This window comes from Marinobacter orientalis, assembly GCF_004792665.1.
Taxonomy (GTDB): Bacteria; Pseudomonadota; Gammaproteobacteria; order Pseudomonadales; family Oleiphilaceae; genus Marinobacter; species Marinobacter orientalis.
In genome coordinates this window covers 19,144-43,880 of record NZ_SRZX01000003.1, presented here as the reverse complement: position 1 = coordinate 43,880, position 24,737 = coordinate 19,144, and the positions used below count along the sequence as shown (strand labels likewise).

At 58.6% G+C, this 24,737-nt stretch carries 20 protein-coding genes; 2 read left to right on the top strand and 18 right to left on the bottom strand.

Going from position 1 to position 24,737, the window contains the following annotated elements:
• Positions 1-121: 121 nt before the first annotated feature.
• Positions 122-2,056, top strand: coding sequence for a 1-deoxy-D-xylulose-5-phosphate synthase (gene dxs, locus DIT72_RS10505; RefSeq protein ID WP_135955203.1), 1,935 nt, complete (start codon positions 122-124; stop codon positions 2,054-2,056).
• A 16-nt stretch (positions 2,057-2,072) separates the two neighbouring features.
• Here dxs and ribA read toward each other — a convergent pair whose 3' ends face one another.
• The 6 genes from ribA to DIT72_RS10475 form a co-directional block, all read right to left on the bottom strand.
• Positions 2,073-2,687, bottom strand: a complete 615-nt coding sequence (gene ribA / locus DIT72_RS10500; protein ID WP_135955202.1) for a GTP cyclohydrolase II — start codon at positions 2,685-2,687, stop codon at positions 2,073-2,075.
• 108 nt (positions 2,688-2,795) lie between these two features.
• Positions 2,796-3,284: a cyclic pyranopterin monophosphate synthase MoaC gene (moaC, locus tag DIT72_RS10495; protein WP_135955201.1), complete on the bottom strand. Its 489-nt coding sequence runs from the start codon at positions 3,282-3,284 to the stop codon at positions 2,796-2,798.
• A 78-nt stretch (positions 3,285-3,362) separates the two neighbouring features.
• The gene (locus DIT72_RS10490; RefSeq protein ID WP_135955200.1) at positions 3,363-4,322 is read right to left on the bottom strand and encodes a Nudix family hydrolase; all 960 of its coding nucleotides are present in this window, start codon (positions 4,320-4,322) and stop codon (positions 3,363-3,365) included.
• Between the two features lie 2 nt (positions 4,323-4,324).
• The gene (gene argJ / locus DIT72_RS10485) at positions 4,325-5,542 is read right to left on the bottom strand and encodes a bifunctional glutamate N-acetyltransferase/amino-acid acetyltransferase ArgJ (protein ID WP_135955199.1); all 1,218 of its coding nucleotides are present in this window, start codon (positions 5,540-5,542) and stop codon (positions 4,325-4,327) included.
• Positions 5,543-5,637: 95 nt separating this feature from the next.
• Positions 5,638-8,385: a preprotein translocase subunit SecA gene (gene secA, locus DIT72_RS10480; RefSeq protein ID WP_135955198.1), complete on the bottom strand. Its 2,748-nt coding sequence runs from the start codon at positions 8,383-8,385 to the stop codon at positions 5,638-5,640.
• Between the two features lie 177 nt (positions 8,386-8,562).
• The gene (locus DIT72_RS10475) at positions 8,563-9,516 is read right to left on the bottom strand and encodes a M23 family metallopeptidase (RefSeq protein WP_135955197.1); all 954 of its coding nucleotides are present in this window, start codon (positions 9,514-9,516) and stop codon (positions 8,563-8,565) included.
• 295 nt (positions 9,517-9,811) lie between these two features.
• On the opposite strand from DIT72_RS10475, the gene DIT72_RS10470 reads away from it, so the two are divergent.
• Positions 9,812-10,258: a DciA family protein gene (locus tag DIT72_RS10470; RefSeq protein ID WP_135955196.1), complete on the top strand. Its 447-nt coding sequence runs from the start codon at positions 9,812-9,814 to the stop codon at positions 10,256-10,258.
• Positions 10,259-10,269: 11 nt separating this feature from the next.
• Here the strand turns inward: DIT72_RS10470 and lpxC are convergent, their stop codons facing one another.
• The 12 genes from lpxC to DIT72_RS10410 all read right to left on the bottom strand — a co-directional run bounded on the left by lpxC (position 10,270) and on the right by DIT72_RS10410 (position 24,733).
• Entirely contained in the window at positions 10,270-11,184 is a 915-nt protein-coding gene (gene lpxC / locus DIT72_RS10465) for a UDP-3-O-acyl-N-acetylglucosamine deacetylase (RefSeq protein WP_007154571.1), read from the bottom strand.
• A 205-nt stretch (positions 11,185-11,389) separates the two neighbouring features.
• A complete protein-coding gene (ftsZ, locus tag DIT72_RS10460; protein ID WP_135955195.1) occupies positions 11,390-12,547 on the bottom strand; it encodes a cell division protein FtsZ in 1,158 nt (385 codons plus the stop codon).
• 99 nt (positions 12,548-12,646) lie between these two features.
• Positions 12,647-13,882, bottom strand: a complete 1,236-nt coding sequence (gene ftsA, locus DIT72_RS10455) for a cell division protein FtsA (protein WP_135955194.1) — start codon at positions 13,880-13,882, stop codon at positions 12,647-12,649.
• Between the two features lie 36 nt (positions 13,883-13,918).
• Complete coding sequence (locus DIT72_RS10450) at positions 13,919-14,758, bottom strand: cell division protein FtsQ/DivIB (protein WP_135955193.1); 840 nt, start codon at positions 14,756-14,758, stop codon at positions 13,919-13,921.
• Positions 14,751-15,725, bottom strand: a complete 975-nt coding sequence (locus DIT72_RS10445; RefSeq protein WP_135955192.1) for a D-alanine--D-alanine ligase — start codon at positions 15,723-15,725, stop codon at positions 14,751-14,753. The genes DIT72_RS10450 and DIT72_RS10445 overlap by 8 nt, the downstream gene beginning before the upstream one ends.
• Entirely contained in the window at positions 15,718-17,163 is a 1,446-nt protein-coding gene (murC, locus tag DIT72_RS10440; RefSeq protein ID WP_135955191.1) for a UDP-N-acetylmuramate--L-alanine ligase, read from the bottom strand. Before murC ends, DIT72_RS10445 begins: the two co-directional genes overlap by 8 nt.
• Entirely contained in the window at positions 17,156-18,241 is a 1,086-nt protein-coding gene (gene murG / locus DIT72_RS10435) for an undecaprenyldiphospho-muramoylpentapeptide beta-N-acetylglucosaminyltransferase (protein WP_135955190.1), read from the bottom strand. The genes murC and murG overlap by 8 nt, the downstream gene beginning before the upstream one ends.
• Positions 18,234-19,436, bottom strand: a complete 1,203-nt coding sequence (gene ftsW / locus DIT72_RS10430; protein ID WP_135955189.1) for a putative lipid II flippase FtsW — start codon at positions 19,434-19,436, stop codon at positions 18,234-18,236. Before ftsW ends, murG begins: the two co-directional genes overlap by 8 nt.
• On the bottom strand, positions 19,436-20,776 hold the full coding sequence (gene murD / locus DIT72_RS10425; RefSeq protein WP_135955188.1) for a UDP-N-acetylmuramoyl-L-alanine--D-glutamate ligase: 1,341 nt from the start codon (positions 20,774-20,776) through the stop codon (positions 19,436-19,438). Before murD ends, ftsW begins: the two co-directional genes overlap by 1 nt.
• Positions 20,777-20,790: 14 nt before the next feature.
• Positions 20,791-21,876 (bottom strand): phospho-N-acetylmuramoyl-pentapeptide-transferase, encoded by a 1,086-nt coding sequence (mraY, locus tag DIT72_RS10420; RefSeq protein ID WP_135955187.1) that lies wholly within the window; start codon positions 21,874-21,876, stop codon positions 20,791-20,793.
• Complete coding sequence (locus tag DIT72_RS10415) at positions 21,861-23,252, bottom strand: UDP-N-acetylmuramoyl-tripeptide--D-alanyl-D-alanine ligase (protein ID WP_135955186.1); 1,392 nt, start codon at positions 23,250-23,252, stop codon at positions 21,861-21,863. Before DIT72_RS10415 ends, mraY begins: the two co-directional genes overlap by 16 nt.
• The gene (locus DIT72_RS10410) at positions 23,249-24,733 is read right to left on the bottom strand and encodes a UDP-N-acetylmuramoyl-L-alanyl-D-glutamate--2,6-diaminopimelate ligase (protein WP_135955185.1); all 1,485 of its coding nucleotides are present in this window, start codon (positions 24,731-24,733) and stop codon (positions 23,249-23,251) included. Before DIT72_RS10410 ends, DIT72_RS10415 begins: the two co-directional genes overlap by 4 nt.
• Positions 24,734-24,737: the final 4 nt, after the last annotated feature.

Below are 24,737 nucleotides of genomic sequence, written 5' to 3'. Positions count from 1 at the left end.
CACACTGATCACCGGGAACTGGCGAACCCCGAGTGGCTCGATCAGTATGAAACCGGGCCCCTTCGTCCCCTATAATAGTCAGCAGTCACATTTTTGAACCATCCGGAAAAGACCCGAGCAGATGCAGGACACATATACTTTCAAGGAAATCCCGTCAAAACGGCCTAACACGCCGCTTCTGGACAGGATTGAGATTCCGGCACAGCTGCGAGAGCTGGCAGATGACCAGCTGACGCAGCTGGCGCGGGAGCTGCGCGCGTTCCTGCTCTGGTCCGTGGGACAAACCGGTGGCCATTTCGGCGCCGGCCTTGGCGTCCTGGAACTGACGGTCGCCCTGCATTACGTGTTCAATACACCGGAAGACCGCCTGGTGTGGGATGTCGGCCATCAGGCCTATCCCCACAAGATCCTCACCGGTCGCCGCGAACGCATGAACAGTATTCGCCGCAAGGGTGGACTGGCAGGTTTCCCGAAACGTGCCGAAAGTGAATACGACACCTTTGGAGTGGGGCATTCCAGCACCTCCATCAGTGCTGCCCTCGGCATGGCCATTGCCTCCCGCATGCAGGGAACCGGCCGCAAGAGTATTGCCGTAATCGGTGACGGCGCCATGACTGCGGGAATGGCCTTTGAGGCACTGAACCATGCAGGCCACCTGCACGCCGACATGCTGGTTATTCTCAACGACAACGACATGTCAATTTCCCACAATGTTGGCGGGCTATCGAACTACTTTGCCAAATTGCTGGCGAGCCGCACTTACAACCAGGTACGCGACAGCAGCAAACGGGTGCTACAGGGGGCGCCTCACCTGATGGCGCTGGCGCGCAAGACCGAGGAACACTTCAAGGGCATGATTGCCCCGGGCACCCTGTTCGAGGAGCTTGGTTTCAATTACATCGGGCCCATCGACGGTCACGACCTGCCACTGCTGGTGGAAACCCTGGAAAATATCCGCGAGCTGGACGGCCCGCAGTTTCTCCACGTGGTAACCACCAAAGGCAAGGGCTTCGCTCCCGCCGAAGCCGACCCGATTGGCTACCATGCCATTAACAAGATCGAACCGGTACCCGCCAGCAAACCGGAACCGGTGGCTCCCAAACCGTCGAAGCCGAAATACGCCAACGTCTTTGGCCAGTGGTTATGTGATGCCGCGGAAGCGGACGAACGCATTGTGGGCATTACTCCGGCCATGTGTGAAGGTTCTGACCTGCTGGCGTTCTCCCAACGCTTCCCGGACCGGTATTTTGATGTGGCCATTGCCGAGCAGCATTCGGTCACCCTGGCTGCCGGCCTTGCCTGTGACGGCGCCAAGCCGGTGGTTGCCATCTATTCCACGTTCCTGCAACGCGCCTACGACCAGTTAATCCACGATGTAGCCATACAGAATCTGGATGTATTGTTTGCCATCGATCGGGCTGGCCTGGTGGGGGAAGACGGGCCCACCCATGCCGGTGCTTTCGATATCAGCTACCTGCGGTGCGTACCCAATATGGTGGTGATGACACCGTCCAATGAAAACGAAACCCGTCAGTTACTGCATACCGGCATGATGCTCGAGGGTCCGGCAGCAGTGCGTTACCCACGCGGTACCGGCCCCGGTGCCGAGATTGTCCGCGAACTGGCCCCTCTGCCTGTTGGCAAAGGGCGGATGGTCAAAGAGGGCTCCGGGGTTGCGATTCTGAACTTCGGCACCCTGCTGACCCCTGCGCTTGAAGCCGCGGAGGCACTGGGCGCAACCGTGGCGGATATGCGCTTTGTAAAACCGCTGGATGAGGAACTGATTCTGTCACTGGCTGAGCAACACAAGCTGCTAGTCACCGTGGAAGAAAACGCCATCGCAGGTGGCGCTGGCAGCGCGGTGACGGAGTTTCTGAACAGCCGCGACGTCAGCCAGCCGGTGCTGCAGATCGGCCTGCCGGATACCTTTATCGACCACGGCAAACACGGTGAACTGCTGTCCTCCTGCGGCCTGGATGCAGAGGGCATCAGGCGGGCAATCGAAGGCCGCCTGGAGCGGATAAAATACAATCAGTCTCTCAAGGCTGTGAAGTAAGGGGCAGCGGTCAGTTTCAGACGGCGGGGTCGTCGTCCTGATGAGTCTCGAACCAGTGGCCGAGTTTGCTCTGCTTGGTATCCAGATAGTGCTCGTTGTGGGGGTTGCGCCCCACATGCAGCGGTACACGCTCGGCGATTTCAATACCGAGCTCGGTCAGCGCATCCACCTTGCGGGGGTTGTTCGTCATCAGTCTCAGGCTGCTAATGCCCAGGTGCTCCAGCATATCCCGGCACATGGTGTAGTCCCGCAGATCAGCGGCGAAACCGAGTTGTTCATTGGCTTCGACCGTATCGGCACCCTGATCCTGCAGATTATAGGCACGAATCTTGTTCAGCAGGCCGATGCCCCGGCCTTCCTGGCGCAGGTACATCAGCATACCCCGGCCCTCGCGCGCAATGCTGCGCAACGCCTCTTCGAGCTGATAACCACAGTCACACCGCATGCTGTAGAGCGCATCGCCGGTCAGGCACTCGGAGTGTGTCCGCGCCAGCATCGGCTCGGGGCTGCCAAGATCACCCAGCGTGAGCGCCACATGCTCCTTTCCGGTGTCCGGCTCTTCAAAGCCGTGCATGTCGAAAACGCCGAAAGGGGTAGGCAACCGGCATGTCTGGATGTAACGAACGGCCACAGTGCTTCCTCGTGGTTCAGTCAATCGGGCCGCGCATTCTATCACGCGGCCACCGTCCGGGCGTAGTCTCTGCACGGTCATTCCTCCGGTATCACTGGTAAGCAGAGTTTACGAACCGGAGTCTGAAGCGGACCAGTGACCACTGCGACCGCCTTTCTTTTCCAGCAGGCGGACATTATCCACCACCATGCCCCGATCGACCGCCTTGCACATGTCGTAGAGAGTCAGTGCGGCCACGCTGGCAGCTGTCAGGGCCTCCATTTCGACGCCCGTCTGCCCGGACAGCTTGCACAGGGTGACGATATGAACCGAAGCACCATCATCGCCCGGCGTGAGCTCCACTTTGACAGAGGTCAGGTTCAGGGCGTGGCACAAGGGGATCAGGTCGTGGGTTTTCTTGGCGGCCATAATGCCTGCCACCCGAGCGACCGCCAACACGTCCCCTTTGGGATGCTGCCCCTCCACAATCATCGCCAGGGTTTCAGGTGCCATTCTGATCAACGCTTCAGCTCTGGCCTCACGTTCGGTGGTCGCCTTGGAGGTGACGTCGACCATCCGTGCGGCGCCTTTTTCATCGAGATGGGTCAGTTTGCTCACAGCTTCTCCAGAGATCGTCGAGTGGATGTTAACTTCGCTATCATACCAGAGCGCGCAGGCTCTGCGGCCTGGTCAATATCAGAGGTCTGGCCACCAGAAACTGATACCGGCAATACCCTGGGCGCCAGCCCTGCGAGCTTCAGCAATATCCGTCAACGAGAGACCGCCCAGAGCAAAGACAGGGACTGTCGAGGCTGCCACCAACTCCCGGAAACGGCGCCAGCCGATGCCGGTCGCGCCAGGATGAGACGGTGTGGGCATCACCGGGCCAAGGGTAATGAAATCTGCCTGCAACTGGCAGGCATGGGCAATTTCCTGCTCATTGTGACAGGAAACCGCCAGCAGATAACCGTCAGGGACAGGCCGGGCGGAATGCTGTCTGGCTTCATGCCAGGGCAGATGCAGGCCGCAAGCGGCCGGGAAATGCTCAAGCAGGGATGCCGAACCATGCAGCAGCAGCTTCACACCACTCGCCCTGCAGGCCTCCAGTGACCAGGCTGCAAGCTGTGCATAGGCATCGCCCCCCAGGTTCGGCGCCCGAAGCAGACACAGCTGCGGTTTTGCAGTACGCAACCCCTGTTCCAGCTGCCTCAGGTACCCCGTCGCATCGGCTGCAGCGCCGGTAATGGCGTATTGGTGGGGCAGGCGCAAGGCCCGGATGATCGGACGATTGGCAGCAGGGAAGTCGGCATCGGCCAGATCGCGGACATCGAGCCAGCGTATCTCCTGCCCTTCGCGGCCCTCAGGGCTACCCTGGGCTGAGGAGGTTGTCCAGACATCAAGAAATACCTGCTTGTCACCATAATCGTGGCGGATCTCGATCACCGGTTCCAGGGCGTCCGGCGCAATACGTAACCCGGTTTCCTCACGGATCTCCCTTACCAGGGCCTGCTGAACGGTTTCACCAGCTTCAACCTTGCCGCCGGGAAACTCGAGCAGCCCACCCTGGTGGACATGGTCCGGACGGCGGGCAATCAGCACCTTTCCCTGGCGAAAGATAACTCCAACTGCGACGTGTATTTCCCGGACAGCCGTCATGGTCAGGTGCGGTACTCGGCATTAATGGTGATATAATCGTGGGAAAAGTCGCAGGTCCACACCCGCTCCATGACATCACCCCGCCTGAGGTCAATGTGAATGGTAATTTCCTCGCCATCCATCACCGCCTGGCCCCGGGATTCGCTGTAATCGCCGGCGCGGCCACCGTTGCGCACCAGGCAGACGTCCCCCAGCCAGATCTCAAGGGCGTTCAGGTCCAGGCCATCCACACCGGCACGTCCTACAGCCGCCAGGATCCGGCCCCAGTTGGGATCGGACGCGAACAGCGCGGTCTTCACCAGGGGCGAGTGGGCAACGGTGTAGGCGACGTCCAGCGCCTCCTGGACCGAACCCGCCCGGCTGACTTCAATGGTTACAAACTTGGTGGCGCCCTCCCCGTCCCGGACAATGGCATGCGCCAGCTCCAGGAACACCTCTTGCAGTGCGCCCCTGAGTTTTGGCAGGCAGGCGCTGTCAGCCGTGATCTCAGGACCACCATATTGGCCGCTGGCGATCAGCATACAGGCATCGTTGGTGGAGGTGTCGCCGTCAATGGTAATGCGGTTGAAGGACTTTTCTCCCAACTCGGAGGCAAGCGTCGACAACACATCCGCCGAGATGTTGGCGTCGGTGGCAATAAAACCCAGCATGGTGGCCATGTTCGGGCGAATCATGCCAGCGCCCTTGCTGATACCTGAAATAGATACCGTGTATCCGTCCAGGTCGATCTGGCAGCTTGCACCCTTGGGGCGGGTATCCGTGGTCATGATCCCGGAGGCCGCTTCCGCCCAGTGGGACTCCGATACATCCGCCATCGCCTGCGGCAACGCACTTATGATCTTCCCAACCGGTAGTGGCTCACCAATGACACCGGTGGAAAACGGCAACACAGAGCCCGGAACAACACCAGCCTGGTCTGCCAGCGCCTGACAACAGGTCTGGGCGTCCTCCAGGCCCTGCTCACCGGTGCCGGCATTGGCATTGCCGGTATTGATCAACAGGTAACGGGGGGCATCACTGGCTAGATGACGGCGGGCGATATGAACCGGCGCCGCGCAGAACTGGTTGCGGGTAAAGATACCAGCCACCCGGCTGCCCGGCGCCAGCTCCATAACCACCAGATCCTTTTTGCCCGGCTTCTTGATACCCGCGCTACCGATGCCCAGCTTCACGCCGGCAATCGGGAAAAATCTCGGCAAGGTTCCTGGACCAACTGCCATTTTTACTCTCCTGTCATCAACAGCTACCAAACGAAAAACCCGCAGCCTGAGCGGATCAGAGTGCGGGTCGTTATGCTACTGATCAGTACCGGAAATCAGCTGACCTTTCCACAGCACTGCTTGTATTTCTTGCCGGACCCGCACGGACATGGCTCGTTGCGCCCCACTTTTCTGTCCTGCCGGACAAAGGTTTCCGGGGTGCCCTGCGGTTGTGCACCGGCAGCACCGGCAGTGTCATCCTGCTTCTGGCCGGTAATGCTGGTTTCATCATGACGCAGACGCGCCTGAGCGAGTTCACGTTCAAGCTCTTCCTTGCGGCGACGCTCCACTTCCTCCATTTCTTCACGGCTCTGCACGCGAACATGGGAAAGCACCCGCACCACATCACGTTTCATGGTTTCCAGCATGGTCTCGAAGAGGTTGAACGCTTCACGCTTGTATTCCTGCTTGGGGTTCTTCTGGGCGTAGCCACGCAGGTGTATACCGCGGCGCAGATGATCCATGTTCGACAGGTGTTCCTTCCACAGGGTATCGAGCACCTGCAGGAAGACCTGCTTCTCGAACTTGCGCATGGGTTCGGAACCGGCAATCTCTTCCTTGGCTTCGTAGGCTGCCACGATTTCATCGAGAATCCGTTGGCGCAGATTTTCCTCGAACAGCTTGCTGTCTTCGTCCAGCCACTTCTGAATCGGCAGGTTAATGGCCATTTCCGACTGCAGCTGGTTTTCAAGACCCGGCACATCCCACTGCTCAGGCATGCTTTGCGGCGGAATGAATTCGCTGATCAACGAGTCGACTACATCCTCGCGGATGGTCTTGATCATGTCGGAAATATCTTCCGACGACATCACTTCATTACGCTGGTCGTAGATTACCGTGCGCTGGTCATTGGCCACATCGTCGTATTCCAGCAGGGTTTTCCGCATATCGAAGTTGCGGCCTTCGACCTTGCGCTGGGACTTTTCAATAGCGTTGGTGACCATGCGGTGCTCAATGGCCTCGCCCTTCTTCATGCCCATGGCCTGCATCAGACTCTTCACCCGGTCTGGAGCGAAGATACGCATCAGGTTGTCTTCCAGGGACAGGAAGAAACGCGACGAACCCGGGTCGCCCTGACGGCCGGCACGACCACGAAGCTGATTGTCGATCCGGCGGGATTCGTGTCGCTCGGTGCCAATGATGTGCAGGCCGCCGGCTTCCAGAACCTGGTTGTGACGCTCGGTCCATTCCGCCTTGATGCGGGCCACTTCTTCTTCGGTGGGATTGTCCAGACCCGCGACCTCGAACTCCCAGTTGCCGCCCAGCACGATGTCCGTGCCACGACCGGCCATGTTGGTGGCAATGGTAACAGCGCCCGGACGACCGGCCTGGGCGATGATCTGGGCCTCGCTCTCATGCTGCTTGGCGTTAAGGATCTTGTGATCAATCCGCGATTTCTTCAGTAGCATGGACAGCAGTTCGGACGCCTCGATAGAGGCAGTACCCACCAGGATGGGCCGGCCCTCGGCAGTGACGTCCTTGATCTCGTCAATGATGGCGTGGAATTTTTCTTCCTCGGTCAGGTAGATCAGGTCGTTATAGTCGATCCGCTGAATCGGCTTGTTGGGCGGAATAACGACAACGTCCAGGCCGTAGATCTGGCGGAACTCGAACGCTTCAGTATCGGCGGTACCGGTCATACCTGCCAGCTTGTCATACAGACGGAAATAGTTCTGGAAAGTGGTGGAGGCCAGAGTCTGGCTCTCTGCCTGGATACGGACACCTTCCTTGGCTTCGATCGCCTGGTGCAACCCCTCACTCCAGCGGCGGCCCGGCATGGTGCGACCAGTGTGCTCATCCACGATCACCACCTGGTCACCCTGGACGATATAATCCACATCTTTCTGGAACAGGTGATGCGCCCTGAGAGCCGAGTGGATATGATGCAACAGGCTGAGATTGGCGGCGGAATAAAGGCTCTCGCCTTCCTTCAGCAGGCCCCGCTCAAGCAGCAGTTCTTCCACTCTCTCATGGCCTTTTTCGGTCAACTCTACCTGACGGGATTTTTCATCAATGGTGAAGTCGCCACTGGGCTCAGCTTCTTCTTCACTGACTTCGCCCTGTTCAAGTCTTGGCACCAGTTCGTTGATTGCCTGGTAGAGTTTCGAGCTGTCTTCGGCGGCGCCGGAAATAATCAGCGGTGTACGGGCCTCATCAATGAGGATGGAATCCACTTCGTCCACGATGGCAAAGTGCAGGCCACGCTGCACCTTGTCTTCGGTGCTGAACGCCATGTTGTCCCGCAGGTAATCAAAGCCGAACTCGTTGTTGGTACCGTAAGTGATATCGGCCTGATAGGCAGCCCGCTTTTCTTCCTGGGGCTGACCAGCCGCTACCACACCCACCTGAAGGCCGAGGAAGCGATACAGCTTGCCCATCCAGTCCGCATCACGGCGAGCCAGATAATCGTTTACCGTCACCAGGTGCACGCCTTTTCCGGTCAGGGCGTTCAGATAAACCGCCAGCGTCGCCACAAGGGTTTTACCCTCGCCGGTTTTCATCTCGGCAATCCGGCCCTCGTGGAGGGTAATACCACCGACCATCTGCACGTCATAATGACGCATACCCATCACCCGCCGGCTGGCCTCCCTGGTGGTGGCAAAAGCCTCCGGAAGCAATGCATCAAGGCTTTCGCCCTCATCGTACCGGCGACGGAATTCCGCCGTCTTGCCCTGCAACTCGGTGTCCGACAAATTGCCATACTGCTCTTCAAGTTCATTAATGCGCGAGACAGTTTTGCGCATTCGCTTGATTTCTCTGGCGTTCTTACTGCCGAACATCTTGGTTGCAAGCTTTGTGAACATAGACCACTGCTTCTTTGATTAAACGGAGGAAGCCGGCATTCTAACCTTATTTCGCAGCAGTACAAAAGTCAGGCCTCACAGAAGCCTGTCACTACGCTGAAAAGATTGAAAAAAAGGTGTTGAGCCGGGCGCAACAGGGGCGAGTCGGGCGGCGTCCTGTGCAGCTGGCCAAGCCGCTTAGCGGCTGGCTCGCTTGATATAGGTTTCCGGATTTTCGGACTTGCCGTTTCGAATCACTTCAAAATGCACATGGGGGCCGGTAGAGCGCCCTGTACTTCCCATCAGAGCCAGAACCTCACCCTTCTGGACAACGTCCCCCACCTTTACCTTGATCGTCTTGGCATGGGCGTAACGGGTCACCAGGCCGTCACCGTGGTCGACCTCCACCAGATTGCCATAGCCGTAGCGCTCATCGGCATAGGTGACAACCCCACCCGCAACGGAAATTATATCACTTCCGTCCTTGCCCGCCAGATCCACTCCGGCATGCCAGGTACGCTTTCCGGTAAAGGGATCCGAACGGTAACCATACTTGGAGGACAGCCAGCCCCAGGTAATCGGGCGACCCTGTACGTAGAGTTCTTTCTCAAGCTTCTGGCGGGAGGTGACCATATCCAGCATACGCAGTTGTTGTTCGCGGTCTTCAATACGTTTTGCCAGCCGGTCAATCATACCGGTGAGCTCAGGGGCCGTGAAGGAGTCGCCATCGAGACTGTCTTCAGGACCACCCACCGCAGCCGGCTGATCAAAATCGAATTCGTCACTGGCCACAAGGCCGGATTCCACGAAGCGCTGCCCGAGCGCATCCAGGCGAAGCAGGCGTCCCTGCATTTCGCCCAGCCGAAGTGTCAGGGCATCCACCTGCTGCTGGACGTTGTATTCTATTTGCGCAAGTTCGCTTTTCTGTTCACTCAGTTTCGAGCGCCATTCTGACACCAGTTCCGACTCTCCGGGCTCAGACTGCTCAATCTGCCCCAGGGCCACCTGGTAACCGGACCAGCCTGCCAGTGCGAGAAGGGCGGTTACGAAAAAAACCAGTCCGGCCGCAACCGGAGCGTTTATCGAAACGGCGCGCGATTTTCCATGATACTTGCCAACGAGGATAATATTCATATGGTCTTCTGGTTTCATCGGGACACAACCTGATCCTGTGGTGTTGCGTCCTGAGTGTTCTGACTGGGTCTGCCGGGGCATCCTTTGCCAGATTGCGGAGGTCCTCTCCGTCTACTCAATCCGGGGCAGCATAAAACCGCGTCTGAATACGCACGTGCCGTCCGTCGCAACGCCTGCAATTTGATAAACTAGCAGTTACCCGTGGACATACACGCGTCAAGCAATGTAAAACGAGTGTAATACAGGCGCTGCCTATTAAACGTACGAAAGTGTAACCAATCGTTACCGTTGTCGTCGAGAATTACTGATTGCCATGAAAAAGAAAACCGACCTCGAACTGACTCCGGACAGCTTCTCCAGGGCCTCAACCCTGCGGGAACTGATGGCAAAGGCCCAGCATCATGCCGAGGCCGAGCGGATGGTTATCGCAGCATTGCCGGAGAGCCTGGCCAAAGGCACCCGTTTTGTCAGCTGCAAGGAAGGTGAGCTGGTACTTTCCGCTGCAGCGGCTACCACCGCCAGCCAGATCCGTTTCCGTCAACATGAAATCATGGAAGAACTGCGCAAACAGGAACTGTTCCGTTTCGTGTGGAAACTGAAGGTCAAAGTTGCGCCACCCCGGTTCAGCGAACGTCCGCGGGCAAAAATGACACCCCTGAGTAACGAAAATGCCCGGCTCCTCAAAGAGGAGGCCGGGCACACGAAGGACAAACAATTACGCGAGGTTCTCGAAAAACTCGCAAGCCACGTCCGGGATTAAGGCGTCCTGCCTCAGCCCGCCGCCAGCACAGGTTTCATATAGGAAATCGGAGCAGCTGCCTCATCGTCGAAGGTAACCACTTCCCACGCATCCTCTTCCGCCCTGAGCTTGCGCAACAGCTTGTTATTCAGGTCGTGGCCGGATTTGATACCACGGAACTCGCCAATCAGGCTGTTACCCAACTGGTAGAGGTCACCAATGGCATCCAGCAGTTTATGCTTGACGAATTCATCATCGTACCGCAGCCCGTCTTCATTGAGGATCTTGTAGTCATCAACGACGATGGCGTTATCCACGCTTCCGCCCAATGCCAGGTTCATCGCCCGCAGCTTCTCGATGTCGCGCATGAAGCCGAAGGTCCGTGCGCGGCTGACTTCCTTAACAAAAGACGTGCTGGAGAAGTCAACAGTCGCTGTCTGGGCGCGCCCCTTGAATACAGGGTGATCGAAGTCGATGCCGAAACTCACCTTGAAGCCTTCGAATGGCAGCAGGGTCGCCTTCTTGTCACCTTCCTCAACCGTCACTTCACGCTTGATGCGGATAAATCGCTTGGCTGCGTCCTGCTCGGCAATGCCGGCAGACTGAAGAAGGAACACAAAAGGTCCGGCTGAGCCGTCCATAATGGGCACTTCCGCCGCACTGAGTTCTACGAAGCAGTTATCGATCCCGAGACCAGCCATGGCTGACAACAAATGCTCTACTGTTGCAACCCGGACACCGTCTTTCAGCAGTGTCGTGGAAAGCATGGTCTCACCCACGTTTTCCGCACAGGCACGGATTTCGACCACAGGGTCAAGATCGGTGCGGCGGAATACGATGCCCGAGTCCACAGGCGCAGGCTTCAGGGTCAGGTAAACCTTTTCCCCCGAATGAAGCCCGACACCGGTAGCACGGATGGTGTTTTTGAGTGTCCGTTGTCTGATCATCGGTACATATTTCCGTCACATAAATGCGATATAGTCTGGGCAAAAATCTGCCCGGAGAATACCAGAAAGTAAAACTGAATACCATTTAACCAATCGTATCAATTCGTAACGACCGACGGGTTTGCCGGCACAAGGCCGGACTGATAGTCAGCACACGTCAATCAGCGAACATGGTTCCACCTATGAACGCATTTGCAACAGATTATCAGTCAGCCTGACGACGAAGGAATGCGGGAATATCGAGATAGTCGACCCCCTGCTCTTCACTGTCCTTGCTCTGATCGATCGCCACGTTGCCATGGGCCACAGCCCTGCGACGCAGCACAGCCGGACGATCAAGCTGGTTGTAATCTGTGGTGCCATCAAGGCTGCGCGTGTTGTCCACTACCTTGGTGGGCTTTTCACGATCACCACCCAGGCCGGTTGCAACCACTGTCACCTTGAGTTCGTCGGTCATGTCCGGGTCGATCACCGTACCCACCACGACGGTGGCAGAATCCGATGCGAATTCGCGAACAATATCGCCAACCTCGGAAAATTCACCCAGGTTGAGATCCATACCCGCAGTAATGTTGACCAGGATACCCTTGGCGCCCTGCAGGTTGATGTCCTCCAGCAACGGGCTGCGTATGGCGGCTTCTGCGGCTTCACGGGCCCGGTTCTCACCGGTGGCACGGGCGGTACCCATCATGGCATTGCCCATTTCCGACATGACAGTCTTTACGTCGGCAAAGTCCACATTAATCATTCCGTTGCGGGTAATCAGGTCCGCAATTCCCTGCACTGCCCCCAACAACACGTCGTTGGCCGAGGCAAAGGCGTCCAGCAGGCTGGTTTTCTTGCCCATCACCGCCAGCAACTTTTCGTTGGGGATGGTGATCAGCGAGTCAACGGTTTCTTCCAGTTCCTTGAGGCCCGAATCGGCAACGCTCATGCGCTTGCCACCTTCGAACATGAACGGCTTGGTGACCACGGCCACTGTCAGGATGCCCAGCTCACGGGCCACTTCTGCCACTACAGGAGCAGCACCGGTGCCGGTGCCGCCGCCCATGCCGGCGGTAATGAAGACCATGTCGGCACCTTTCAGCGCCTCGGCAATACGGTCACGGTCTTCCAGGGCCGATTGACGCCCGACTTCCGGGTTGGCGCCAGCACCCAGCCCCTTGGTGATGTTGCCACCAAGCTGGATGATCTGGCGTGCGTCCAGGTCCGTCAGGGCCTGGGCGTCGGTATTGGCGCAGATGAACTCCACACCTTCAATATCACTGTTGAGCATGTGGCGGACGGCATTACCGCCACCACCGCCAACTCCCACTACTTTAATGACAGCGTTCTGCTGGACATTATCGACGAGTTCAAACATTCCCCTACTCCTTCGTGCTGTTTATCAGCCTTTTCCAGACTGATTTTTCGAGATTATGATTTTCGAGATACCTTCGTGTACGTCTTCTGCCGGCTGCCGTCAGAAATGACCGGTAAACCAGCTTTTTATGCGCTCAAACAGCGTGGGTGCATCTTCACCCTTAAGCGCAGGCGCCCGCCCCAGATCCATCTGGCGGAAACCATGTATCAACAACCCCACGCCAGTGGCGTAGATCGGGTTATTGACCACCTCCGTCATGCCGGAAACCGCCTGCGGACAGGCCAGCCTTACCGGCATGTGGAAGATCTCCTCGGCCAGTTCCACCACACCTTCCATGGTGGAGGAACCGCCGGTAATCACCACACCGGCCGGGATAAGGTCTTCAAATCCCGACCGGCGAAGTTCCGACTGCACCAGGGTAAACAGCTCTTCGTAGCGGGGCTCCACCACTTCGGCCAGGGCCTGGCGGGAGAGGTCCCGCGGCGCCCGGTCGCCCACACTGGGCACCTTGATGGTTTCGTCGGCACCGGCCAGCTGTGTCAGGGCACAGGCGTACTTGATCTTGATTTCCTCGGCATTCTGCGTGGGTGTGCGCAGCGCCATGGCGATGTCGTTGGTCACCTGGTCACCGGCAATGGGGATCACCGAGGTATGGCGAATAGCCCCGCCGGTAAACACCGCGATATCCGTGGTACCACCACCAATATCCACAACGCAGACACCCAGCTCCTTTTCATCTTCAGTAAGGATGGCGTGACTCGATGCCAGCTGTTCGAGGATGATGTCGTCCACTTCCAGGCCGCAGCGCTTGACGCACTTTTCAATGTTCTGGGCGGCATTCACCGCACAGGTCACCAGGTGCACTTTGGCTTCCAGGCGCACACCGGACATACCCATCGGCTCCTTGATGCCTTCCTGGCTGTCAATCACAAACTCCTGCGGCAGGATATGAAGGATTTTCTGGTCTGCCGGAATTGCCACCGCCTGGGCCGCGTCGATCACCCGGTCGATGTCCGCCTGTGTTACCTCCCGGTCGCGAATGGCGACAATGCCATGAGAGTTCAGGCTCTTGATATGGCTGCCGGCGATGCCTGCATACACTGAATGAATCCGGCATCCTGCCATCAGCTCTGCTTCTTCCACTGCCCGCTGTATCGCCTGGACCGTGGTTTCGATATTGACCACCACACCACGCTTGAGCCCGCGGGACGGATTGGAACCGATACCCACAACCTCAATGGTCCCGTCCATTTTGCGCTTGCCGACAATCGCAACCACTTTCGAGGTTCCGATATCTAGGCCGACAATCATGTTTTCCGTTTCAACCGATGACATGTATTCCACCAAACCGTAGGTCTGAATTTTGCGTTGCTATGATTTTGACCGGGAGGCCGTTTCTGCCGACTTCCATTGAACCGCCACTCCATTGCTGTAGCGGGCATCCACCCGGCTGACCTCGTCTGAACGTGACGCCAGCCGTTCCTGATAAACCGTAATAAAACGCTCGAAACGTTCCTCCACCTGATCCCTGCCGAGGACCACTTCGATACCGTTGGCCAGGGTCAGTGTCCAGGCCCCACGCTGCTCCAGGTTCAACCCTGCAAAGCCGAGATTGTGACCGGTGAGCGTACTGGCCATGGTCTGGGCCATGCTGATAACCTCCTTGACCCGTTCATCAGGGCCTGCAAGCCGCGGCAGCCGGCCCGCCACTTCCGGGTTAGCCGGTGCAAACACCTCGCCGTTACGACTCACCAGACGGTCACTGTTCCAGTACGCCAGCGGCTTTTTCTCACGAATCTCGATCTGCAGGCGGTCCGGCCAGATGCGCTTGACCGCTGCCGACTCCACCCAGGGACGCTGCTCCAGGGTCTCCTTGATGTCCGAGAGGTCCGTTGCGAAAAAACTCCGGCCCACCCACTTGCCTGCGCTGCGCTCCAGATCCGTGCGGTTTTCACCCACCAGTGCACCGGTCACGTCGATGGCCATTACCTGGCGATCCATGGCACTCAACATTTGGCTGGTCCCCCATGGCACCAATGCCGCCAGCAGCACAACACCCGCCCCCATCAGCGCCTGCCCCCAGGGCACAGCGGCCAGCACAGCTTTCAGCAAACCAAACCGGTCCCTCGAAGCCCCCAGGGTTGTCGCTCCCCTGCGCTTCGGTGGGTCGGACGGTACCGCCCGGCTCCGGATCAGCAGCCTGTCAAGCATCGCTGGCCTCCAGGGTGTCTGTCAGAATTCTTACCACCAACTCTTCGAAACTGATGCCGGCCGCCCGTGCCGACATGGGCACCAGGCTGTGATCGGTCATTCCCGGAACGGTGTTTACCTCCAGCAGCCAGAAGTCACCCTTGCTGTCCTGCATGATGTCTACCCGGCCCCAGGTTCGGCAGCCCAGCACCCTGAAGGCGTCCAGTGCCAGGTGCTGGAGTTTCAGTTCGCTGTCCGGGGCCAGGCCACAGGGGATCTGGTAACGGGTATCATCGGCCAGGTACTTGGCATCGTAGTCGTAGAACACATGGTCCGTACTCAGCCCGATGGCTGGCAACGCCTGATCCTGAAGCAGGCTGACAGTAAATTCCGGGCCTTCTATCCACTCCTCCACCAGCACCAGCGGATCCAGCACCGCAGCGGCTTCATAGGCTTCGATCAGTTCCTGCCGGCTCGACACCTTACGGATGCCAATGCTGGAACCCTCTCGCGAGGGTTTAACGCTCAGCGGCGGAGTCAGTGCCTGCAGAATACTCTCGGCCTCATCCACCGCTGCCATGGCGCGAAATGCCGGAGTCGGCAACCCGCAGCCCTCAAATACATACTTTGTTCGCAACTTGTCCATCGCCAGTGCCGAGGCCAGAAGTTCGCTGCCGGTGTACGGAATACCTGCCTGGGACAGGATTGCCTGAATGGTGCCGTCCTCTCCGCCGCGGCCATGCAGAGCAATGAACACCCGGTCAAACTGCGGATCTTCCACGGTTCTGAGCAGGCAACCCTGAACATCCACCGGATAGGCGTCGACGCCGGCAGACAGCAATGCAGACAGCACCGCCTGCCCGCTTTTCAGGGAAACCTCGCGCTCGGCAGAATCTCCGCCCATAAAGACAGCGACACGCCCGAATGCCTTCAGGGTTTGCGGATCGGCCTGATAGCCCTGCGTATCCATCCGGTTCACCTCACTCATCCGCGATCACTCCCGCTGCAGCCAGGCGAGCAGCCACACCGCCAATATCCCCCGCCCCCTGCGTAATCAGCAGATCACCGTCCCGCAGATTGTTGGCAAGCAGCACCTCGATCTCGTTGTTGTCCTCCACGAACACCGGCTCCACGCTACCGCGCTGGCGGATGCTGCGGCAAAGTGCCCGGCTGTCAGCACCGGTGATGGCCGGCTCACCGGCGGAATACACCTCCATCAGTAACAGGCCATCCACTTCCGACAGTACGCGAACGAAATCTTCGTAAAGGTCCCGGGTGCGGGTATAGCGGTGGGGCTGGTACAGCATCACCAGCCGACGGCCCGGCCAGGCATCCTGGGCAGCGCGGATAACCGCCTCCACTTCCGTGGGATGATGGCCATAGTCATCAATCAGCGTGATGGTTCCCTTGCGTGTGGTGTAGTCGCCGTACACCTGGAAGCGCCGGCCAACACCGGCAAAGCCGGCAAGACCCCGACAGATGGCGACATCCTCTACGCCTTCATCGGTGGACACGGCAATAGCAGCAAGGGCATTCAGTACGTTATGGCGACCCGGCATTTTCAGTTCCACATCCAGATCACTGCGGCCACCGGGGCGCCGAACCACAAAACGCGTCCTCAGGCCGTCTGATTCGATATTTTCGGCACGATAATCGGCTTCCGGATTGTCGATGCCATAGGTGATAATGGCGCGTGAAATCCTGGGGATGATTTCCTGCACATAGTCGTCATCAACGCACATTACCGCAACGCCGTAAAAAGGCAGATTGTGGAGGAAATCCAGAAAGGTCTGCTTGAGGCGTCCCACATCGCCGCCATAGGTGTCCATGTGGTCGGCTTCAATGTTGGTAACAACAGAGATCACCGGTGTCAGGTGCAGGAACGATGCATCACTCTCGTCCGCTTCGGCCACCAGATAGCGGGAGCCACCAAGCTGGGCATTGGTGCCGGCACTATTGAGCTTGCCACCGATCACGAAGGTCGGATCCAGCCCTGCTTCCCCCAGAACCGAAGCGATCAGACTGGTTGTTGTGGTTTTACCGTGCGTCCCTGCCACAGCGATGCCATGGCGATAACGCATGATCTCCGCCAGCATTTCAGCGCGGGGCACGATGGGCACTCGCCTGCTGCGGGCCGATGCCACTTCCGGGTTGTCTCCTGACACTGCCGAGGAAACCACTACTACATCCGCGTTGGCACTGTTTGCCTCACGATGCCCGATGAACACCTCGATGCCCATGGCAGACAGCCGGTCGGTCACCGTGCCTTCACGGATATCCGAGCCGGAAACCTCGTAGCCCTGGTTTTTCAGTACTTCGGCAATACCGCTCATGCCGGCGCCGCCAATGCCCACAAAGTGGATATTGCGGATACGGCGCATCTCGGGCACCTGATAGACCAGCGGGGGGTTAGTGGGCTCAGCCATTGGCGGCCTCCAGACAGTAATTCACGACTCTCTCCGTTGCATCAGGGCGAGCCAGCGTTTTTGCTGCCTTCGCCATATCGATAATGCGGCTGCGATCCTTTCCAAGATCCCTCAGAGTTTCTGCCAGCAGATCCGCGGACAGCTTCGGCTGCGGAATCAGCATCGCGCCTTTGGCGTTAACCATTTGTTGTGCATTTTTGGTCTGATGGTCGTCCACGGCATGGGGAAACGGCACCAGAACCGCGCCAATACCTGCGACGCACAGTTCGGAAACGGTCAAAGCGCCGGCCCGGCACAGCACAATATCCGCCCAGCCATAGGCCTCGGCCATATCCTTGATGAAGGGTTCCACAGACGCTTCCACATTGTTTTCCCTGTAAGCTTGCCGGGCTTCTTCGATATTCTTTTCGCCGCACTGGTGACGCACCGTTGGGCGCTCCGCTTCAGGCATCTTTGCCAGTGCCGCAGGTAATGTGCGGTTAAACACCTGGGCACCAAGGCTACCTCCCACCACCAGCAACCTGAGTGCACCGGCACGGCCCGACATCCGCTGCCCCGGTTCCGGGAGTGAAGCCAGATCCTGCCTTACCGGATTACCCGTACACCGGGTCACCACATCCGCGCCGAAACTGCCGGGGAAGGCTTCCAGTACCGTGGTGGCAAAACGCACCAGAATTCGATTGGTCATGCCCGCGACCGCATTCTGTTCATGGATCACCAACGGTGTTTTGGTCACCCAGGCGGCAACGCCACCCGGACCGGTCACAAATCCTCCCATGCCGATAACACAATGGGGGCGGATACCACGGACCACCGAAAAAGCCTGCCCCAATGCCCGCATCAGCCGGAATGGCGCCATCACCAGCGCCAGCCGGCCCTTGCCACGCAGGCCTGAAACCCGGATCAGCGACAGCGGTATGTCGGTTTCGTTGATCAGCCGCTCTTCCATGCCGCCCCGAGACCCCAGCCAGAAAACGTCGTGGCCCTTCTCCTGGAGTTTTCTCGCGGTGGCCAGGGCCGGAAACACGTGGCCGCCGGTACCACCAGCCATCATCAGAAAGCGCTTTTTGTCAGTCATAAACCGCACCTCCCCTGGCAGCCGGTTTACGGCACTTTTCGGCAGCCAGTTTTTCGCGGTCCAGCCGCTCCATTTCCACCCGCGCCAGAACACCGATACAGACGGCGGTGATCATCAGACTCGAACCACCGTAACTCACCAGAGGTAATGTCAGCCCCTTGGTTGGCAGCAGGCCGGTGCTGACAGACATGTTGATACTCGCCTGCAAACCGATCAGCAGCGTGATGCCATAGGAGAAACACGCAGCAAACGGCATCCCCGCCTTCTCTGCCCGCCTGGCAATCACGAACCCCGTGACCACCAGAACAGTGAAAAGACCCAGTACAATCAGCGATCCCAGTAATCCGAATTCTTCGGCAATGATGGCGAAGATAAAGTCGGTATGGGCTTCGGGCAGGTAAAACAGCTTCTGCACCGAGTTGCCGAGACCGGTGCCGGCCCAGTCGCCGCGGCCGAAAGCGATCAGCGACTGGGTAAGCTGGTAGCCGGTGTCGAACTGGTCCTTCCAGGGGTCGAGATAACTGACAACCCGCTTCAGACGGTACGGCTGGGTGAACACCAGCACTGCGCCCATGACTATCAGCACACCGATCAGTGGCATAAAGCGGCTGAGGCGAACCCCACTCAGAAAAATCATGCCGGCCGCGGCCGCTACCAGCACCACCGTGGCTCCGAAGTCGGGCTCGATAACCAGCAATACCGAGGCAATACCGAGCACACCGAGCGGCTTCAGAAACCCTGCCCAGGTATTCAGCAGCTCTTCCCGACGTCGTACCACGTAACCGGCCAGGTAGGCGATCAGACACAGTTTTGCTATCTCGGACACCTGAACATTAAAGAAGCCAAAGGAAATCCAGCGGGTGGAGCCGTTGACCGTGCGTCCCAGTGGCGTGAGCACCAGCAACAGTGACAACAGCCCGATTCCCAGCAACAGCCAGCCACTGCGCTCCCACCAGGAGATTGGCACATTGACGGCAATCAGGGCGAACACACAACCCATGCCGGCAAAGATCAACTGGCGGATCACGTAGTGGTAGCTGTTACCCATGGTTTCCGCCGCCATATCCATGGACGCGGAGGAAATCATCACAATACCCATCACCAACAGTGCTGCGGAGCTGATGATCAGCAACGGCAACGGACGCAGATCGCGGAACAGGCTTTGGTAACTCGGCAGAGACAGGTCAGCGTGCATCACAGCCCCTCCACCTGTTCACGAAAACTGTCTCCGCGATCGCTGTAATCGCGAAACATGTCGAAACTGGCACAGGCCGGAGACAACAGCACCCTGTCGCCTGGTTCCGCCAGACTCGCTGCCTTGTGAACTGCCTCCTTCAAAGAAGTGGCATTAACAATCTCTGTCCGATTGCCAAGAGCCGAAGCAATAAGGCCAGCGTCGGTACCAATCAACACCACCGCTCTGCAATGGGCCGCAACCGGATCTGCCAGTGCCGAGAAATCGGCACCCTTGCCTTCACCACCGGCAATAAGAACGACTTTTCCGCCCCGGGGCGCAAGGCTCTCGATGGCGGCCACCGTGGCCCCCACATTGGTACCTTTGGAATCATTGATGTAATCCACGTCGCCAACCCGCCGGATGAACTCGCAGCGGTGCGGCAACCCCCGGAAATTTTTCGCGGTTTCCAGCATCGCCTCCATCGGCAGGCCTACCGCGTGTCCCAGAGCCAGAGCTGCCATCACGTTACTGATATTGTGGCGGCCCATCAGGCCCAGCTCATCGGCCAACAGCAGGTTATCGAAACCGAAGGTAATCCAGGTTCCCTCATCATCATCCCGGGTGCTGAAAGTCTCCGGATTGATCCGATTAAAACCGAAACACAGGAAGCGAAGGTTGTCCCGGGCCATGGGCGTACTCAGCGCGTCATCCAGGTTCACCACCGCATTGCTGCAGCCGTTGAATATCCGCTGCTTGGCCTGGAAATACTCCATCTTGGTGGAGTAGCGATCCATATGATCATCGCTGACGTTGAGGACGGTTGCTGCCGAGGCATTGAGCTCACCGGTTGTCTCCAGTTGAAAGCTGGACAACTCAAGCACGTAGAGATCCGCGCCGCGGCCGAGGAGGTCCAGCGCCGGGGTGCCGATATTACCACCCACTTGCACATGGCGACCGGCCGCCCTGGCCATCTCCCCCACCAGGGTGGTCACTGTGGTTTTGCCGTTGGAGCCGGTAATGGCAACAATGGGCGCATCCGCTGCCTCGGCGAACAGGTCAATATCGCCGCGGATAGCCGCACCTTCTTCCGCCGCATGGCGTATTGCAGGCTCGGCAGTGCTGATGCCCGGGCTGACCACCAGTTCGTTAAAACTCGCGAACAGTTCGCTGTCGAATTCACCCAGATATACAGGCAGTTCCGGCCACTGCGCCCTGAGTTGCTCCAGACCAGGAGGCGTCGTGCGACTGTCGGCCACAGCGACCTCACGGCCTTTTTCGCACAGATAGCGCACGCAGGAGAGCCCGGTTTTACCGAGCCCTACGACCAGCGTGCGACGATCTGAAGCGATGACAGCCATGATGCTCTGCTTCCCTATCTCAGTTTCAGGCTGGCAAGACCAACCAGTACAAGTACAACGGTGACAACCCAGAAGCGCACGATAACGCGCGGCTCAGGCCAGCCCTTCAGTTCAAAGTGGTGATGCAGCGGCGCCATGCGGAATATCCGCCGACCGGTCAGCCGGAAGGATGCCACCTGCAGAATCACGGATATGGTCTCCATCACAAACACACCGCCCATGATGAACAGCACAATCTCCTGTCTCACGATGACCGCCACAATACCCAGTGCCGCACCCAGGGCAAGAGCCCCGACGTCTCCCATAAACACCTGGGCGGGGTACGTGTTGAACCATAGGAAACCCAGCCCCGCGCCAACCAGTGCACCACAGAAAACGATCAGTTCGCCGGTGCCTGGCAGGTGCGGGATCAGCAGATAGTCGGCAAACTGCGCATGGCCGGAGACGTAAGCAAAGATGCCCAGGGCGGCGGCGACCATGACCGTTGGCATGATGGCCAGGCCATCCAGGCCGTCAGTGAGGTTCACCGCATTACTGCTGCCAACAATCACGAAGTAACTCAGCAGAATGAACAGCACCGGCCCCAGGGTCAGCGATACATCCTTCAGGAACGGCACATAGAGCGAGGTTTCCTGGGGCAGCGAGGAACTCATGAAAAGCGCCACTGCCGCCGCGGCACCAATCACCGACTGCCAGAAATACTTCCAGCGTGCCGGCAAACCGCGGGGATTACGCTCCACCACCTTGCGATAATCGTCCACCCAGCCAACCGCGCCGAAAAACAGGGTTACCAGAATCGCGACCCAGACGTACCGGTTGCTCAGGTCGGCCCAAAGCAGGGAGCTGACACCCACGGCTACCAGGATCAGGGCACCCCCCATGGTGGGCGTGCCAGCCTTGCTAAGGTGCGTCTGCGGCCCGTCGTCCCGCACCGCCTGGCCGATCTGATACTGGCTCAGCTTGCGAATCATGAACGGCCCGATCAGCAATGAGATCAGCAAGGCGGTCAGAACGCCGAAAATGCCCCTCACCGTCAGGTACTGGAAAACCGTCAGCGCGGAAAAGTATTGTGAAAGAGCCTCTGTCAGCCAGAGCAGCATGTGTTACCCACCTTTTCTTTAATTCCCTCCACCACGCGATCCATGGCGGAACTGCGAGAACCCTTGACCAGCACCGTCTGTAACCCGGCAGGCCCCTCAAGCAGACGACGCACAGCATCGTCATGGGTCGCACATACCTCAGCGGCATCTCCGAACCCTTCAACGTACCCTTCACAGCCATCTCCCACGACCAGCAGGCGCTCAATTCCCCGGGCTCGGGCAAACTCACCAACTTCCCGGTGCAGCGCGAGGCTGTCCGGCCCCAGCTCTGCCATGGCTCCCAGTACCGCAATACGGGTAGCAGGGCGTGCTGCCAGGACGCCAAGCGCTGCCTTTATTGATGCCGGATTGGCGTTATAGCTGTCATCAATAACGGTTAGTCCGGGCGAGAGCTCAAGAATCTGCAGTCGCCCTTTTACCGCTTGCACTGATGCCAGTCCCTGCTGAACATCTTCATCGCTGGCGCCCAGTTCGCGCGCGGCGGCAATCGCCAGCAGTGCATTGGTAATATTGTGCTCACCGTGCAGTGGCAGACTGACATCACAAGTCCACCCTTGCGGACCGCAAGCACGGAACACCAGCAAAATGCCGTCGTCACGGGTATCTTCGGAGAAGTAGTCGCCACCAGTTCCAGCCTGCCTGCTGACGCCAATAACCCGGCGCTCACCGGCTCGCCGCTGCCATTTTTCAAAGGCAGGATCATCCCGGTTAAGTACCACCAGACCGGATTCCACGACCCCATCAATGATTTCACCCTTGGCGAGCACGATATTGTCGTAGCCACCGAAACCCTCGAGATGGGCCTGCCCGGCATTGGTCAGAATCGACACGTGCGGGCGCACGATCTTCACGGTGTGGGCGATTTCATTGAGCCCACTGGCGCCAAGCTCAATCACGCCGTACTCATGCTCGGGGCCGAGCCGGAACAGGGTCAGGGGAACACCGATGTGATTGTTGAGATTGCCTTCGGTGACCAGGGTATTGCCGACAGCCGAGAGAATTGCGGCAACCATTTCCCGCACCGTGGTTTTACCGCTGCTACCGGTGATCGCCACGAACTGCGCCGAGCTGGTGTTACGGTTGCCCGCGGCAAGTTTTGCCAGCGCATCTATGGTGTCCGGCACCAGAATCTGTGGCAGAGTCAGATCCGGATCAGCCTTATCCACCACCGCTGCCACGGCACCTGCGCGTTGCGCAACCGCCAGGTAATCATGGCCATCAAAGTTATCGCCCCGCAGCGCCACAAACAGGTCGCCCCGGGTGATTTTACGCGTATCGGTGGAGACGCCATGGAACAAAAGCCCCTCCAGGCCGGCTCCAGTTGTTGTGCCGCCAACCCACCTCAAGGCATCGGTCACCGCAAACGCCTGCATCATGCGACACCTCCATTCAGGGACAATGCTTCCCTGACCTGCTCAGCGTCGCTGAACGGAATTCGCTGTCCTGCCATTTCCTGCCAGGCCTCGTGGCCCTTACCCGCAATCAGCACGATATCCCCCGCGACGGCCATGTGAATGGCCTGGCGGATGGCTTGGGCGCGGTCATGAATAACAGCAATCTGTTCCGGACGGCCGAAGCCGGCCATGATGTCGGATGTAATGGTATCCGGGTCTTCATTGCGAGGGTTGTCGTCGGTGACGATAACCACATCAGCTGCATTTTCCGCTTCCCGCGCCATTTCCGGACGCTTGCCGGTGTCGCGGTCTCCACCGCAACCAAAAACACAGAACAGCCGGCCGGTGACATGAGGGCGCAGCGCCGCCAGCGCGCTGTTCAGGGCGTCCGGAGTATGGGCGTAGTCGACAACCACGCGAACACCGTTGCTGCCGGCAAACGGCTCCAGCCGGCCCGGCGGCGGCGACAACCGCTCAACGGCACGCTGAACCCGCTCTACCGGTGCGCCAAGACTCAGCACTACCGCCATGGCCGCCAGAATATTGCTGACGTTAAAGCTACCGAGGAGCGGGGCGGAGATTTCAAAACCGCCCCAGAGACCATCGACACTGGCGGTGAATCCGCCAGCCGAGGGCGAGAACTCTGTCATCCAAAGCTCGGTCTGGGCCTCATGCAGGCTGTAACGGACCCGATCGCATTTGCCCTCGAGCTGCTCATACAGCTGCCTGCCGAATGGGTCGTCAAAATTGATCACGGCGAAATGCAGTTCCTCACGCTCAAACAGGCGAGCCTTTGCGGCGCCATAAGCCTCCATCGACCCGTGATAGTCGAGATGATCCCTGGTGAGGTTGGTAAACACCGCCCCGGTCATGGTCAGGTTATCAATCCGACCCTGGTCAAGAGCGTGGGAAGACACTTCCATCGCGGCTGCCCGCCCACCCTGGGCAAGAATCCGCGACAGGGTGCGATTTACCTGAACGACATCCGGCGTGGTATGGGAACCCTCCTGCAGAGCCCCGGGCATGCCATAGCCAAGCGTACCCATAACGCCACACGGTGTGCCGGTTTCCTCTAACAAAGTGGCAATGTAATGGCTCACCGAGGTTTTACCATTGGTGCCGGTTACACCTATCAGGCGCAACCGCTGGGAGGGGTGTTCAAAGAACCGGTCTGCAATCTTCCCGAGCTGTGCCCGCAAATCCGTCACCGGAACAATGAGCACACCTTCATGTTCGTGGCATTCGTCCGCTTGCGCTGTCTCCAGCAGGACAACGGTGGCACCGGCGTCGATGGCCTGCTCAACATAATGGTCGGCGGGCGTACGGGAACCTTCGAGGGCGACAAAGGCATCGCCAGGCCTGACCTCACGACTATCGGTTTTCAGGCCGTGAATCGTGACATCAAAGACCGATGGCAGCGGCATGATTCCCTGCATCAATGTACTCAGTGATGTAATACACATAAGC